At 72.9% G+C, this 14,922-nt stretch carries 12 protein-coding genes; 5 read left to right on the top strand and 7 right to left on the bottom strand.

The features are described from left to right. The first annotated feature begins 8 nt into the window (after window positions 1-8). Window positions 9-983, top strand: coding sequence for a zinc-binding dehydrogenase (locus tag DEI97_RS13990; RefSeq protein WP_111074625.1), 975 nt, complete (start codon window positions 9-11; stop codon window positions 981-983). A 104-nt stretch (window positions 984-1,087) separates the two neighbouring features. On the opposite strand, the gene DEI97_RS13995 is transcribed toward DEI97_RS13990, so the two are convergent. After that, the gene (locus tag DEI97_RS13995; RefSeq protein WP_111074479.1) at window positions 1,088-2,548 is read right to left on the bottom strand and encodes a sugar porter family MFS transporter; all 1,461 of its coding nucleotides are present in this window, start codon (window positions 2,546-2,548) and stop codon (window positions 1,088-1,090) included. Window positions 2,549-2,837: 289 nt separating this feature from the next. Here DEI97_RS13995 and DEI97_RS14000 point away from each other — a divergent pair, with 289 nt between their 5' ends. After that, entirely contained in the window at window positions 2,838-3,776 is a 939-nt protein-coding gene (locus tag DEI97_RS14000; protein WP_111074478.1) for a LysM domain-containing protein, read from the top strand. 12 nt (window positions 3,777-3,788) lie between these two features. Here DEI97_RS14000 and DEI97_RS14005 read toward each other — a convergent pair whose 3' ends face one another. The 5 genes from DEI97_RS14005 to DEI97_RS14025 all read right to left on the bottom strand — a co-directional run bounded on the left by DEI97_RS14005 (window position 3,789) and on the right by DEI97_RS14025 (window position 10,314). Next, entirely contained in the window at window positions 3,789-4,337 is a 549-nt protein-coding gene (locus tag DEI97_RS14005) for a hypothetical protein (RefSeq protein ID WP_146248102.1), read from the bottom strand. Between the two features lie 254 nt (window positions 4,338-4,591). Next, window positions 4,592-5,491, bottom strand: a complete 900-nt coding sequence (locus tag DEI97_RS14010; protein WP_111074624.1) for an NmrA family NAD(P)-binding protein — start codon at window positions 5,489-5,491, stop codon at window positions 4,592-4,594. Between the two features lie 10 nt (window positions 5,492-5,501). Next, on the bottom strand, window positions 5,502-6,491 hold the full coding sequence (locus tag DEI97_RS14015) for an NAD-dependent epimerase/dehydratase family protein (protein WP_111074476.1): 990 nt from the start codon (window positions 6,489-6,491) through the stop codon (window positions 5,502-5,504). Next, the gene (locus DEI97_RS14020; RefSeq protein ID WP_258376670.1) at window positions 6,488-9,244 is read right to left on the bottom strand and encodes an alpha/beta fold hydrolase; all 2,757 of its coding nucleotides are present in this window, start codon (window positions 9,242-9,244) and stop codon (window positions 6,488-6,490) included. Before DEI97_RS14020 ends, DEI97_RS14015 begins: the two co-directional genes overlap by 4 nt. After that, window positions 9,241-10,314 (bottom strand): 3-oxoacyl-ACP synthase III, encoded by a 1,074-nt coding sequence (locus tag DEI97_RS14025; RefSeq protein WP_111074622.1) that lies wholly within the window; start codon window positions 10,312-10,314, stop codon window positions 9,241-9,243. The genes DEI97_RS14020 and DEI97_RS14025 overlap by 4 nt, the downstream gene beginning before the upstream one ends. 139 nt (window positions 10,315-10,453) lie before the next feature. Between DEI97_RS14025 and DEI97_RS14030 the strand changes: the two genes are divergently transcribed. Continuing rightward, complete coding sequence (locus DEI97_RS14030; RefSeq protein ID WP_111074475.1) at window positions 10,454-11,143, top strand: class I SAM-dependent methyltransferase; 690 nt, start codon at window positions 10,454-10,456, stop codon at window positions 11,141-11,143. A gap of 85 nt (window positions 11,144-11,228) precedes the next feature. Here the strand turns inward: DEI97_RS14030 and pgi are convergent, their stop codons facing one another. Next, window positions 11,229-12,950 carry a glucose-6-phosphate isomerase gene (pgi, locus tag DEI97_RS14035; protein ID WP_111074474.1) on the bottom strand — a complete coding sequence of 574 codons (1,722 nt, stop codon included), beginning with the start codon at window positions 12,948-12,950 and terminating at the stop codon, window positions 11,229-11,231. Between the two features lie 196 nt (window positions 12,951-13,146). Between pgi and DEI97_RS14040 the strand changes: the two genes are divergently transcribed. Together DEI97_RS14040 and DEI97_RS14045 are read left to right on the top strand one after the other, a co-directional pair. After that, window positions 13,147-13,692 (top strand): RNA polymerase sigma factor, encoded by a 546-nt coding sequence (locus DEI97_RS14040; RefSeq protein WP_111074473.1) that lies wholly within the window; start codon window positions 13,147-13,149, stop codon window positions 13,690-13,692. Then, the gene (locus DEI97_RS14045) at window positions 13,682-14,911 is read left to right on the top strand and encodes a hypothetical protein (RefSeq protein WP_111074472.1); all 1,230 of its coding nucleotides are present in this window, start codon (window positions 13,682-13,684) and stop codon (window positions 14,909-14,911) included. The genes DEI97_RS14040 and DEI97_RS14045 overlap by 11 nt, the downstream gene beginning before the upstream one ends. Window positions 14,912-14,922: the final 11 nt, after the last annotated feature.

Raw genomic sequence — 14,922 nt, forward strand, 5'->3', positions numbered from 1 at the left:
AGAACACGATGCGCGCCGTCGTCCACCCGCAGTTCGGCGAGCCCGCCGACGTCCTGACCGTCGAGCAGCGCCCCGTCCCCACCCCGGGCGCCGGCCAGGTCCTCGTCCGGACCGTGCTCTCCCCGATCCACAACCACGACCTGTGGACCATCCGCGGCACCTACGGCTTCAAGCCCGAGCTGCCCGCCCAGTCCGGCACCGAGGCACTCGGCGTCGTCGAGTCCCTGGGCGAGGGCGTCACGAACCTCACCGTCGGCCAGCGCGTCGCCGGTGGCACGTTCGGCGTCTGGGCCGAGTACTACGTCGCCGACGCGGCCGGCCTGATCCCCGTGCCGGACGCGATGCCCGACGAGGCCGCCGCCCAGCTCGTCTCGATGCCGTTCAGCGCGATCAGCCTGCTGCACTCGCTCGACCTGCACGAGGGCGACTGGCTCATCCAGAACGCCGCCAACGGCGCGGTCGGCCGCATGGTCGCCCAGCTCGGCGCCGCCCGCGGCATCAACGTCATCGGTCTGGTGCGTCGCGCCGCCGGTGTCGAGGAACTGCGCGAGCAGGGCATCGAGCGCGTCGTCGCCACCGACGCGGACGACTGGCAGGACCAGGTCACCGCGATCACCGGCGGCGCCCCGATCATCGCCGGCGTCGAGTCCGTCGGCGGCAAGGCCGCGGGCGACATCGCCTCGGTTCTCGGTGAGGACGCCACGCTCGTCGTCTTCGGCGCGATGGCCTCCCCCACGCTCGAGATCCCGTCCGGCAAGGTCATCTTCGGCCAGCTGACCGTCAAGGGCTTCTGGGGCAGCGTCGTCAGCCGCACGATGCCGGCCGAGACGAAGCAGCAGCTCTTCGGCGAGCTCATCACGCGCGTGCTCGACGGGTCGCTCACGCTGCCCGTCTCCGAGACGTTCGCGTTCGAGGACGCCCGTGACGCCGCTCGCGCGAGCGACACCGCGGGTCGCGTCGGCAAGGTGCTCCTGCGCCCGTAGGACGCACGCACATGACGGACGGGAGGCCCGGTACCAGCTGGTACCGGGCCTCCCGTCCGTCGTGTGGTCGCGACGACCGCGATGGCGACCGCCGCGGGACCGCGTCAGTGCGTGCGGCGACCCGCCTTGTCGACGGTGAAGATGTTGCCGGTCGTGACGCCCTCTTCGACCTCTTCGAGGGTGCGGCCGCGGCTCTCCGGCACGAACTTCCAGATGAAGAACAGCGCCAGCAGACCGACGATGCCGAAGCCGAAGAACGTGCCGGTGATGCCGGTCGCGGCGACGATCGTCGGGAAGTACAGCCCCAGGAAGGCGTTCGCGATCCAGAGGCAGAACACCGAGATGCCCATGCCGAGCGCGCGGATCTGCGTCGGGAAGATCTCAGACAGGACGACCCAGACGGCGATGTTGAGGAAGGTCTGCATCGACCCGACGAACGCGACGACGAGGAACAGGATCACCCAGGGGCGGGCCGGGTTGCCATCGGGCAGGGCGACCGAGGCGATGCCGATGAGGAAGTGGCAGACCGTCGTCAGCGAGAACCCGATGATCAGGGTGGTCCGGCGGTTGATGCGTTCCATGTTCATGATCGCGATGACGCCACCGATGACGGCGATGACCCCGGGCGCGATGTTGGCGATGAGGGCGGCCGAGGCCTGGAAGCCGGACTCGATGAGGACCGTCTGGCCGTAGTACATGATCGAGTTGATGCCGGTGAGCTGCTGCGCGACGCCGAGGCCGGCACCGATGAGCACGATCCGGATCAGCCACTTGTTGCCGAGCAGGGTGCGCCAGCCGCTCTCGTGCTGGATCTGCGCCTCGAGCTCGTTGCTGCGCTTGATGTCCTCGATCTCGGCCTCGGCACGGTCGTCGGAGCGGATCTGGCGCAGGACGTCGAGCGCCTCGGCGTTGCGGCCCTTCGAGGCGAGCCACCGGGGCGACTCCGGCACCCGCAGCATGCCGACGAAGAGCGCGATCGCGGGCAGGGCGCAGACGGCGAGCATGACGCGCCAGACGCCGTTGCCCTCACCCCACAGGCTGCCGATGACCGCGTTCACCAGGAAGGCGGCGAGCTGGCCGATGACGATCATCAGTTCGTTGCGGCCGGACAGCGACCCGCGGATCTCGTACGGGGCCAGTTCGGCCAGGAACACCGGGACGACCGTCGACGCCCCGCCGACCGCCAGCCCGAGGAGCACACGGCCGACGACGATCACGCCGAAGGTCGGGGCGAACACGCACGCCAGGGTGCCGACGAAGAACGTCACCGCCAGCACCAGGATCGTCTTGCGTCGGCCCCAGCCGTCGGCGATGCGGCCGCCGAGCATGGCACCGATGGCGGCACCGAAGAGCAGGGAGCTGGTGACGACCCCCTCGGTGAAGTTCGTCAGGCCGAGCTCGATGGTCATCGGCCGCAGGGCGCCGTTGATCACCCCGGTGTCGTAGCCGAAGAGCAGCCCGCCGAAGGTGGCGACCAGCGCCAGCATCCCGAGGCGTCGCTGGTGGGGACCGGCGCCGTTCGGGGGCAGGGCGACAGTCGGTCCTGCCGGTTTGATGTCGACCATGTCGGTGACTCCTTCGTCCGTGATCGCGCGTCATCGCGTGGGAGTGATCGTGACCCAGAAACTTTGTCCTGTCAACCGGACAACAAGTCGTATTGCGACTTGGACCGGTCCATGAAAGCCCTGGTCAGCATCGGAGCGGTCCACTGCGCGTTCGGAGGTGTTCCCGCTCGCGGAGTGGACCGTCTCTGATCTTCCCACCGGGCCGCTGACGTCGACGCCGGTAGGCTCTCCGGGTCAGAAGTCGACGATCCGTCAGCCAGGGGTCGCGCGGCACGAACACAGGGGGACCATGCAGCACGGCGACGGACACCAGGGGAACAGCCGACGACGGACGGCGGCACTCGCGCTCGCCGTCCTGGTCACGACCGCCACGGCCGGGTGCTCGCTGCTGCGTGGGCCGGACGAGTTCCCCGCGCCACAGCGGACCACCGCCAGCACCGCCCCGGCCACGCCCGAGGCCGACCCGAGCGCCAGCGCCGAGGCCCGCCGGATCGCCGAGTCCGCCTCGCCCCGCACGCCGACAGCGGTCCCCACGGAGGCCGCTGCCCCGGACCCCACCGTCTCGCCGATCCCGGTCGGCAGCGTCCTCAGCGAAGCCGACGTCGTCACACCGAAGGGCAGCGTCCGGTTCCACTACCGCGTCGTCGTCGGCGCGGACGGCACCCCGACCGCGCAGTGGTCGAGCTTCGCCTCCACCCTGCCCGTCCCCGTCGCGACCACGTTCCTCGAGACGCCACCCTCGGTCGGCGACGGCATCACCTGGCACGGCGTCGGCGACACCACGCTCGGCGGTGGCCCCGGGGCAGCGGCAGCGCCCGCGTCGACGGCGCTCGACCCCGGCCGCGCGGACCCGTCCTGGCTCGGCGCGATCGTCGTCTACTCGGCGGCTGCCTCGGCCGGCCCGGACCTGCCGGTCGAGATCGGCCCCGGCAAGGTGCTCGCCGTGCAGCCGGTCCGGTGGTCGGTGCCGGCCCGCACGACGAACGTGCACCCGGTCGACGGCGGTGCCCGGCAGAACGCCACCGGGAAGTCCAGCAGCGACGGATCGACCGACGGCGCCCCGACCGCGTACCGGATCGCGTCCGAGGACCTCATCGGCTCGGTCGCGGCTCGCTTCGGGCTGTCGGTGAAGGACCTGGTCTGGCTGAACCCGGACGTCACGGTCTACGGGGACCAGCAGTACCTCTACGAGGACACGGTCCTCAACCTGGACCCCTACCGGCGGTAGCGCGGACGGACGTCAGCGCTCGGTGTCGTCCGGCAGGTCCCGCTCGTCCGGCAGGTCCAGCTCGACCGGCTCGGCACGCTCGACCGGCCCGGCGTCGAGGACGTCGCCGATCGCCGACATGCCGGCACCGTGATCCGTGTACCGACGGACCGTCCGTCGTGCGGCCGCCCGGGCCGCCCCGGTCAGCCGTTCGTTGCGGCGCGCGGCGTCGGCGACCCGGCCGGCGTGCCCCGCGGTGGAGAGCAGCACGTTCGCGAAGGCCCGGGCGTCCCCCTGCTCCGGGATCCCGGTGACCGTCCACGCACTCCGCACCTGCGCGTCCGGCGTCACCCCGCGACGGGTGCCCATCCGGCGCCAGTCCGACAGCGCACCCTCGGTGCGGTCGGCAGCCCGGCCGGACTCCGCGGCGCGTTCGGCGTCCGCGGACCGACGGCGCTCCGGTGCGGGCGCGGCCGAGGCGGCCTCGGCACGGTCGCGTGCGGCGGTGTCGTCACCGCCCGCGGCGGCGATGCGGGCGGCGTGGGCCGCTGCTGCGGCCGCGAGGATCTCGGAACGGTCCATGCGACGACGGTACCCCGGACGACCGACCGTGCCGAGCCTCCCGGCCGGTGCGACGCCCTGCCGGACGCGAGACGTCACGCTGCCGTCGAGACGCCGCCCGGTCGCCGAGACGCCACGCTGCCGTCGAGACGCCACGCGGCCGTCGAAACGCCGCCCTGTCGTCGAGACGCCGCCACATCCGGCGGTGTCTCGAGCACTCGGCACCGTCTCGGCGGCGCGAAGGCGTCCCAGCGCGCCCGAGGGTGCCCTCCGGGTCAGACCCCGACGTGCGCCGCCAACACGTCCCGCACCGACGTCCACCCGTGCGGGCCGTAGCGGTCGTTGCGCACGTGCCGCAGCTCGGCCTCGCCGCTGAACATGCTCACGAAGTACTGCATCCCCTGCCAGGCCGGGAAGGTCTCGTCCTCGGTCGACGACAGCCGCCGCCCGGTCCGTGCCATCGCGGACAGGAGGCCCGTGGTGCCGGCCCACTGCAGCCGGAACGTCCGCCCCGTGATCCGGGACATCGTGGCCGCCAGTTCCCGCGAGGTCACCCGGTCCCCCGCCACCTCAACGACCCGCGGGGCGTCGGCGTCGAGCGCCACGTGCGCGGTGACCCAGGCGACGTCGTCCTTCGTCGTGAAGTCGAGCACCTGGTCCGGCGATGACCAGAACAGCACGCGCTGCCGGTCGAACAGCACCAGCGGCGCCTGCCCGGTGAGCATGTCGGCGAAGGCGCCGTTGAGCACCGAGGTCGCCCGGATCGAGGCGGCGTCGACGTCGGCGGCGAACTCGCGGCGGAGCTCGAAGTTCCGGTTCGTCCCGGGCGTGACCGAGCGGTAGTCGGCGGCGTAGTCGGACGGCACGAAGCGCTGCACGCCGGCGTCCACGGCGGCGGCGAGCAGTGCCCGCTGCGCGTCGACGATGACCGAGCGGGTGCCGCTGACGGCCGAGACGACGACCTCGACGCCCTCGAGCGCCCGGAGCAGTGCGGCCCGGTCGGTGTAGTCGGCGACGACGACCTCGACCCGGTCCTGCCCGGCGAACTGCTCGGCGGCACGGCTCGAGGCCCCGCGGGTGAGGACGCGCACGTGCGTGTCGTGGAGCAGGAGTTCGCGGACGATGCGCGAACCGAGGTCGCCGGTGGCACCGGCGACGAGGACAGAGGTGGTCATGTCCACCACGCTACGGACGGCGGATGTGCCCGTCCGCATCGGCTGCGGCGGCGAGTGCGCGCAGTCCCTGGTCGATCGAGACGGACGGCGTCCAGTCGAGGTCCGACCGGGTGCGGCGCTGGTCGAACCAGTGCGAGGTGGAGAGCTGTTCGGCGAGGAACCGGGTCATCGGCGGTTCGTCGGTGCCGGGGCGGACACGCCAGACGGCCTCGATCGCAGACCCGGCGACGCGGGCCAGCGCGGCCGGCAGGTGCCACCGCGGCGCGGCGACGCCGGAGGCCGTGCAGATGCCGGCGAGGAGCTCCCCGACCGGACGCGGTTCCCCGTTCGTCACGACGTACGCCTGGCCGTGGACGGCCTCGGCACGGTGCAGCGCGGCGACCATCGCGGTGGCGGCGTTGTCGACGTAGCAGGTGTCGATCAGGGCCGCGCCGGAGTCCAGGACCGGCAGGCGTCCGCTCCGGGCCCGGTCGACGATGCGGCCGACGAGTTGCTCGTCGCCCGGCCCCCACACCAGGTGCGGGCGGACGGCGACGACCGCGAAGCCGGGGGCGTCGGCGGCCAGCGCCAGGCGTTCGGCGGCGGCCTTGGTCCGGGCGTAGTCGCCGCGGGCGGTCTCCGGGGACGCCGGGGTGGCGTCGTCGCCGGCGATCGACGCCCCGGTGTGGGCGACGGAGGGCGACGAGACGAACACGAAGCTGGCCGCTCCTCCGGCACGGGCGGCGGCGAGCAGGTCGCGCGTCCCGTCGACGTTGACCCGCTCGAAGTCGGCGGGGTCCCCGGCGAGGGACACCTTGGCGGCCAGGTGCACGACCGCCTCGACCCCGTCGACCGCGGAACGGACCGCTGCCGGGTCGGTCATCGTGCCGAGCACGTCGATGACGCCGTCGACACCGGAGGGCCGACGCTGGAACGTCCGGACCTCGTGCCCGGCGTCCCGGACGGCAGCGGCGACCGCGCGGCCGAGGAAGCCGCTCGCGCCGGTGACCAGCACCCTCACGGGCGGGTCATCCGTCCCCCGGCGAGCACCGACGACGACCAGCGGGAGAGCCGCGCCCGGTCGACCTTGGAGTTGTGCCGGATGTCGGTCGGCAGCACGGGCACGACGAGGACCGCGGCGACCGGTACCCCGGCGGCAGCACGGACCGCGTCGGCGAGTGCGGGCGCAGCCGGGCCGGGGCGTCGTGCGGCCGGGACGGTCTCGACGACGGCGACGACCTGCTGCGTGCCGGCCGGACCGATGCCCGCGATGCCGACACGGCCGATGCCGGAGACCCGTTCGATGCGCTGTTCGGGGCCGACCGGTGTGACGACGCCGTCCGGGGTGGTCACCACGTGCTGCATGCGGCCCTCGACCCAGAGCTGGCCGGAGGCGTCGAGGTGCCCGACGTCGCCGGTGCGGTGGCCGCGCGGGTCGCTGACGCCGAGGCGCGAGGCCCGGTCGGTCCGCCAGAGCCGGTCGTAGTGGTCGCGCACGTGCGGGGCGACGACGACGATCTCGCCGGTGACGTCGGGCGCCTCGGTCAGTGCTCCGGTCGCGCGGCCGTCGGCGTCGAGCGGGGCGATCCGCACCCGCACCGACGCAGCCGGCCGGCCGACGCAGATGCCCTCGGCCCCGGACGCCCCGGCAGCGCGGACACCGTCCAGGTCGACGTCCGTCATGAGCAGCCCCTCGGTCATGCCGTAGGGGGTGTGCGCGCTGGCGTTGGGCATCAGCTCGGTCGCCGCGGTGAGCAGCGCAGCGGACACCGGGGCGCCGGCGGACAGGAACAGCCGGACCCGGCCGAGGGCGCGCCGGTCGTCGTCGGTCAGGGCGTAGGCCGTCGCGACCACGTTCGCCAGGGCCGCCGGCGAGAGGAACACCACGGTGGCGTCGGCCGCCCCGACGGCGTCCGCGACCGCACGGGCGGTCAGGGTCCGGGGTGCGGTGACGTCCATGTCGGGAGCGACCGAGCGGGCGCCGAGGGCGGGGCCGAGCAGCGCGAACGGTGCGAAGCCCGCCACCAGGCCGGTGCCGACACCGACGTCGTACTGGCCGGCGAGGGCGTCCCGCACCGCGCCGAGCTGCCCGTGCGTGTACACGACGCCCTTCGCGGGGCCGGTCGACCCGGAGGTGAACAGGACCGCGGCCGGGGCGTCGGCAGCGGGAGCTTCCGGCAGCGCGGAACCGGCGGCCAGGCGTGCGGCACCGCGACGGGCGACGGCGGCGAGGGTGTGCTCGACCCGCAGCGCCCGACGAGCGGGGGCGGGCAGGGCCACGGTCGCGATCCGGCGTCCGGGCCAGCCGAGGGCCCGCGCCGCGGCGAGTCCGGGCAGGGCACCGATGATCCAGTCGGGACGGGCCCCACGGACGGCGCGGGTCAGACCGCCGAGTCCGAGTCCGGCGTCCGCGACCACGACGACCGCGCCGATCCGGATGCAGGCGTAGAGGGCGGCGGTCAGGTCAGCACCGGGGGTCACCAGGAGCGAGACCCGGTCGCCGTGTCGGACGCCGAGGTCGAGCAGTCCGGCGGCGACCTCGTCGATGCGTCGGGCCAGCAGCCGCCAGGTGATCGTGCGGGTCCCGCCGGGTGCGGCCATCTCGACCAGGGCCGGCTCGTCGCTGTCGCGGAGCTCGGTCAGGTGCGTCCAGAGCGGGCGGTGGGTGCTGTCGGCGTCGGACTCGCGGTCGGGCGCGTCCGTGTCGGCGCCGGCGCCGGTGTCGGCATCGGCGTCGGCCGGGAGGCCCGGGTCGGCCGGGGTGGGCGCGGTGCCGTCCGGCAGGTGGTCGCCGAGCCAGTCGAAGACCGTCCCGGCGACGTCGGCGTCGTCCGGCAGCAGGTGTCCGGCACCCTCGAAGCGGTGCACGTCGGCCTGCGGCAGCCGGGCGGCGAGGTCGTCGAGGTAGCGCTCGAGGAACACCGGGTCGCGCGGCCCCCAGAGGAGCAGGGCGGGGACCTGCAGCGCAGCGACCCCGGCAGCGATGCGGTCGAGTTCGACCGCGCTCGGGTGGGACGCGTCGACGGGGATGTCCGCGACGAACCCACCGACCGCACCCCGTCGGGCAGCACCGCGGTAGGGCGCCCGGTAGGCGTCGGCGGTGGCCCGGTCGAGCTTCGGGTGCGCGATCGCCAGGGTGGTCTCGATGAACGCCGGGGTGATGACCGTGGCTCGCCCGAGCAGCTGCGGGCGGAGCGCCAGACGGAGCGGAGCCGGGATCGGGGCGTCCGCGCTCTGGTGCACGGCGGTGTTGCAGGTCGTCACCGCGACGACGAGGTCCGGGTGGTCGACGGCCCAGCCGAGGGAGACGACACCGCCCCAGTCGTGGCCGAGCGTGACGACGGGGCCCGCGAGCCCGAGCTCGTCGGTCAGCGCGCCGAGGTCGGCGACCCGGTCGGCCAGGCGGTGGTCGACGCCGGTGCGCTCCGAGAAGCCCATGCCGAGCTGGTCGACGGCGACGACGCGCCAGGCCGGGCCGCCGGCAGCGGCGACCGCGAGCGACTTCGCGACGACGGATCGCCACAGGTAGGACCAGGTCGGGTTGCCGTGCACGCAGAGCAGCGTGCCGACGGGCTCGACGCCGAGTGCGGTCAGGGACGCGGCCGTGTCGAGGAGGTGCCAGGTGCGCGCGGGGCGAGCCGGGCCTCCCGGACGATCCGACGGCGATGCCGGGACCGTGACCAGGCGGGACCAGGCCGGGTCGAGTCCGGGCAGGGGCGGCGGGAGCGTCGCCGGAGCCGTGCTCGTGGCGACGCGGGGCAACCGCGGTGTCACCAGCGCAGTTCCATCATCGCCGTGTTGATGCCGGAGCCGACACCGCCGAGGAACACGCGGTCGCCGGGGCGGATCGAGCCGCGGGCGACCTCGTCCGCCAGGGTGATCGGGATCGACGCCGGGCCGACGTTGCCGAAGCGTTCGTACGTGGTGGGGACCTTGTCGCGCGGGACGCCGATCGCGGCGACGAACGCGTTCGTGTGCACGTCGGAGACCTGGTGCAGCACGTACCGGTCCATGTCGGTCCAGTCGAAGTGGGCGCGCGCTTCGTTCCAGGCGGCGACGACGAGCTCCATGCCGCCCTTGAGCAGCATCTTGGCGTCCGTGAACATGCCGTCGACGCTGCCGACGCACAGGTCGTACCACTGGGTCGCCGCACGGGTGACACCACCGACGATGCGGTGGCCGGTCGGGTGCAGGTCCGCCGGGCCGAGCACGGCCGCGGCGGCACCGGAGCCGAGCGTCAGGCTGGCGAACTCGCTCATGAAGTCCTTGCGGTTCCGGCCGCCCTGGTTCAGGCGGTCGATGGTGTTGAGCTGCACCTGGTCGGCGTCCTCGCCGTCGACGACGAGGGCGTACTTGATCTGGCCGGAGTCGATCATGCCGGCGGCGACGCTCATGGCGTTGACGAAGCCCAGGCAGGCGTTCGCGATGTCGAAGTTGATCGCCGACGTCGGCAGGCCCAGACCGTGGTGCAGTCGCACGGCCACCGAGGGCTCGAGGTGCGGACGCGTCACCGAGGTGTTGATGAGCAGGCCGACGTCCTCGGGCTTGATGCCCGCGGCGGCCATGGCACGACGTCCGGCGTCGATCGCGGCGTCCTGGAAGGACTGGTTCTCACCCCAGTTGCGGCGCTCCCGCACGCCGGCGACGCGCTCGAGCAGACCCATCGGCAGGCGGAGACGACGGAGCACGCCGCCGAGCTTCTCCTCGATGTCCGCGGAGGTGGTCACGCGGTCCGCGACGGTGGTCTCGACGGCCAGGACAGCGGCGTTGCGGAAGCGGACGGTCGCGTTGCCGGGTCGCTCCGTCTCGGCGCTCGGGGTGTCCTGCTGAGGCCGCTCGGTCATGATCGTCACTTGCACATACTTCCGTATCGATGCTGGGTCTCCGTTGCGACTGCGCCGGACGGACCCCGGGAACGTCGTCGCCGTTGCCGATCCGGCAATCGTACTGGCCGTCCCCGAGCACCGGTGGGATGCTGCGCGGATGACCGCAGAACCCACTCCCGGCACGGATGCCGAGGCCTACTGGACCGACCGCTACGGGGACGCCCCGATCTGGTCGGGGGCGCCGAACGCGTCACTCGTCGAGACGGTGGGACGACTCGCGCCCGACGGCGACCCGGCGGCAGCTGGCGTGGCATCTGGCGGCGCTGCTCGTGCGCGCCGGGCGCTCGACCTCGGCAGCGGTGAGGGCGGCGACGCGCTCTGGATGGCCGCGCAGGGGTGGCAGGTCACCGCGGTGGACATCGCGGCGAACGCCCTCGCCCGCGGACGCGCCGAGGCCGAGCGCGTCGGACTCGGTGACCGGGTGACCTGGGTGCAGGCCGACCTGGCGACCTGGGACACCGACGACCGGTTCGACCTGGTCACGGCGTCGTTCCTGCACTCGTCGGTGTCGTTCCCCCGGGCCGCGGTGCTCCGTCGGGCGACGACACTCGTGGCACCCGGCGGGCACCTGGTCGTCGTCGGGCACGCCGGGTCCCCGTCCTGGGCGTCGCATGCCGAGCACGCGCACGCCGAACCCCTGGTCGGTCCGGCGGAGCAGGTCTCACAGCTCGCACTCGACGACGGTTGGGACGTCGAGGTTGCGGAGCTCCGCACCCGGCAGGTCACTGCACCGGACGGCAGCCCGGCGACGCTGGAGGACTCGGTGGTCCTGGTCCGGCGGCGCTGATGGCGGTCTCGGACCGCGGTCTGCGGCCCGTGACGCACGAGAGGCCCGTCGCCGGAGCGACGGGCCTCTCGTGTGCGGCGTCGGATCAGCCGCGCAGCTCGAGGTACTTGGCGATGAGCGCCTTCGTCGACGAGTCCTGCGCGTCGAGGGCGTCCTGGTCGCCGTCGACCGCCGGGGCGACCTGCAGCGCGAGCTGCTTGCCGAGCTCGACACCCCACTGGTCGAACGAGTCGATGCCCCAGATGGTGCCCTCGGTGAACACGATGTGCTCGTAGAGGGCGATCAGCTGGCCGAGGACGCTCGGGGTGAGCTCCGGCGCGAGGATCGACGTGCTCGGCTTGTTGCCGGTGAAGGTGCGGGCCGCGACGATCATCTCGTCGGTGGTGCCCTCGGCACGGACCTCGTCGGCGGTCTTGCCGAACGCCAGCGCCTTCGACTGCGCGAAGAAGTTCGCCAGGAACAGCGAGTGGACGTCCTGGCCGGGCTGCACGGCCTTGCCGTCGCCGGTCTGGTCGGCGAGGGCGTGGGCGGGCTTCGCGACCGTGATGAAGTCGGCCGGGATCAGGCGCGTGCCCTGGTGGATGAGCTGGTAGAACGCGTGCTGGCCGTTCGTACCGGGCTCGCCCCAGAAGACCTCGCCCGTGTCGGTGACGACGTCCGAGCCGTCCCAGCGGACGCGCTTGCCGTTCGACTCCATGGTGAGCTGCTGCAGGTAGGCCGGGAAGCGGTGCAGGTACTGCGTGTACGGCAGGACCGCGTGGCTCTGGGCGCCGAGGAAGTTCGTGTACCAGACGTTGAGCAGGCCCATCAGGACGGGGACGTTCTGCTCGAGCGGGGCGGTGCGCATGTGCTCGTCGATGGCGTGGAAGCCGGCGAGGAACTGCTCCCAGTTCTCCTGGCCGATCGCGATGACGACGCTGGTGCCGATGGCCGAGTCGACCGAGTAGCGGCCGCCGACCCAGTCCCAGAAGCCGAAGGCGTTCTCCGGGTCGATGCCGAACGCGGCGACCTTGTCGAGGGCGGTGGAGACGGCGACGAAGTGCTTCGCGACGGCGTCCTTCTTCTCGTCGTCACCGGCGTCGGCGAGGCCCAGGCCCGCCCAGAGCCACTGGCGCGCCAGACGGGCGTTCGTCAGGGTCTCGAGGGTGCCGAAGGTCTTCGACGCGACGATGAACAGCGTGGTCTCGGGGTCGAGGCCGACGGTCTTCTCGTGGATGTCGGCGGGGTCGATGTTCGAGACGAACCGGACCTCGAGCCCCTGCTGCACGTACGGCTTGAGGGCTTCGTAGACCATGACCGGGCCGAGGTCGGAGCCGCCGATGCCGATGTTGACGACGGTCTCGATGCGCTTGCCGGTGACACCGGTCCAGGCGCCGGAACGGACCTGCTCGGCGAAGCCGTAGACCTTGTCGAGCGTGGCGTGCACGTCGGCGTCGACGTCCTGGCCGTCGACGGTCAGGGGTGCGGCGGGGACCAGGCCCTCGGTCGCCTTGGGTCGGCGGAGCGCGGTGTGCAGGACGGCACGGTCCTCGGTGACGTTGATGCGTTCACCGGAGATCATCGCCTGGTAGCGCTCGGCGACGCCGGTGTCCTCCGCGACCTGCAGCAGTGCCTGCAGGACCTCTTCGGTCACCAGGCCCTTCGACAGGTCGACGGTCAGGTCCGCGGCCTGGAAGGTGTACTTCTCGGCACGACCGGGGTCGGCGTCGAACCACCCCCGGAGGTCCGGGGAGAAGCCGGCGGCGATGCCGTCGAGCTGCTTCCATCCTGCGGTCGATGTGGGGTCGACGGGTGCGGAATCGGTCACTTCGGTCCTCCTGGACGCCAGAGCTGGACGGCCCGCAGACCTGGCGCAGCATCGCGTCGCGGGCCGGGTCCGAGCGTAGTGCCGTTCCACCGACCTCGCGCACAGGACCGCATCGCCTGTGGAGAACACGGACACGCCGGACACGACTTCGTCAGGATCGTCGATCCGCGGACATTGCTGTAGTGAAGGAGGCACCGTGGACACCGAGACCGACACCGACGCAGACGTCGCCCTCACCCGACGACTGGCGGGCGGGGACCGCGCTGCGCTGGCGGACGCGTTCGACCGGTTCGCGCCGACGCTCACCCGCTACGCGTGGGCGCTGGCCGGCAGCCGGCAGGACGTCGAGGAACTCGTGCAGGACACGTTCCTGACGCTCTGGCAGAAGGCCGACACCCTGCAGCTGTCGACGCGTGCGCTCCTCCCGTGGTTGCTGGTGGTCTGCCGGAACCACGCACGCAACCAGGCCCGGGCGGTCGCGGGACGGGCCGCCGACGAGCTGCCCGCCGAACTCGCGGTGCCGGAGGCCGACCAGGAGGCCCGTGAGCGCCTCCGGTGGGTCCGTGACGAGATCGACGCACTCCCGCCGCTCGACCGGCGGATCTGCGAACTCTGCCTGATCGAGGGCCACTCGTACACCGAGGCGGCCGCGATGCTCGGGCTGAGCGTCGGCGCCGTCACCCAGCGGGTCTCCCGCTCCCGAGCACGACTGAAGAAGGCGGTGACGCACGATGAACACTGAGCCCCCCACCGGAGACGACCTGCAGCGGATGCTCGTCTCGATGAAGCAGAACGTCCTCGAGCACGCCGAGGAACGTCACCCGAAGCCCAAGCGCCACCGCAGCCGCATCGTCATCGCCACCATCGCCCTCCTCGCCCTCGGCACCGCCGGTGGCGCCGTCGCCCTCGCCGTCGTCCCGCAGGTCCAGCAGGCCGCGCCGGCACCGAGCCCGACGACCGAGCCGTCGGTGCCGGCGAGCACGCCGGCGTCCGCGCCGGTCGTCGACACCCCGGCTCCGAAGCCGTCCGCATCGAGCGCCGCCGCGCCGTCGCGGTACCCGTCCGACTGCCGAGCGCTGTACTCCGACGCGGACCGGGAGCGGCTCTTCGGCAGGACGCCCCTCACCCAGAGCCCCGCGCACCCGGACGGCACGACCGTGCCCGCACCGTCGACGATGCCGTACGCCGGCGGCACCTGGACCGCTTCCGAGTGGCTCGACTGCGTCTGGGCGGATCCCCGCGCCGACGTCAGCGGCATCCACGTGACCATCGGCAGCGCCTCGGCCGCGGCGCTGTCGGGTCGCGAGGACGGGTTGCGCGCGGCCGGTGCCGACTGCGCTCCGGGCGACGGCGGGACGGTCTGCTCGCGCAGGTTCCGAGCTGACCCGTCCCCGGAGGACGGCACCGAGACCTCGTGGTGGGACGGCGACGGTCGCTGGATCACGATCAGCCAGGTCAACGCACCCACCTCGGGCCTGCTGTCGGCGACCATCGCCGGGCTCTCGTCCGACCGCGTCGGACCGGGCTCCTGGGTCGTGAGCGGCGCGGGCGTCGGACCGATCACCATCGGCAGCGCCTACCAGGACGTGGTGGCGGCGGTCGGACCGGTGGTGCCGCAGGCGAACGGCTCCTGCCCGAACCCGAACGTCGGGATCTTCGACTCCGGTGACCTGCACCTCGTCGTCCAGCAGGCGGACGGCAAGGTCATCGGCGTCGAGGCCGGCGGACTGACCACCGCGGCCGGGATGGGCCGGGGCAACAGCCTCGACCAGCTCCGGGCGGCCTACCCGGACCTCACCCGCACGCCGGGCTACGGCGACGACTCGTCTCCCTCGTTCGCCTACTGGAGCGTCCGTGACGGCGACCGGTCGGTGACGTTCGAGATGGACGACGCCGGCACGTCGGTGATCGGCGTGTGGGTCGGCGTGGATCCGCGGCCGCCGTACGAGTACTGCGGCTGAGTCCCCGCGGC

It is taken from the genome of Curtobacterium sp. MCLR17_032 (assembly GCF_003234795.2).
GTDB lineage: Bacteria > Actinomycetota > Actinomycetes > Actinomycetales > Microbacteriaceae > Curtobacterium.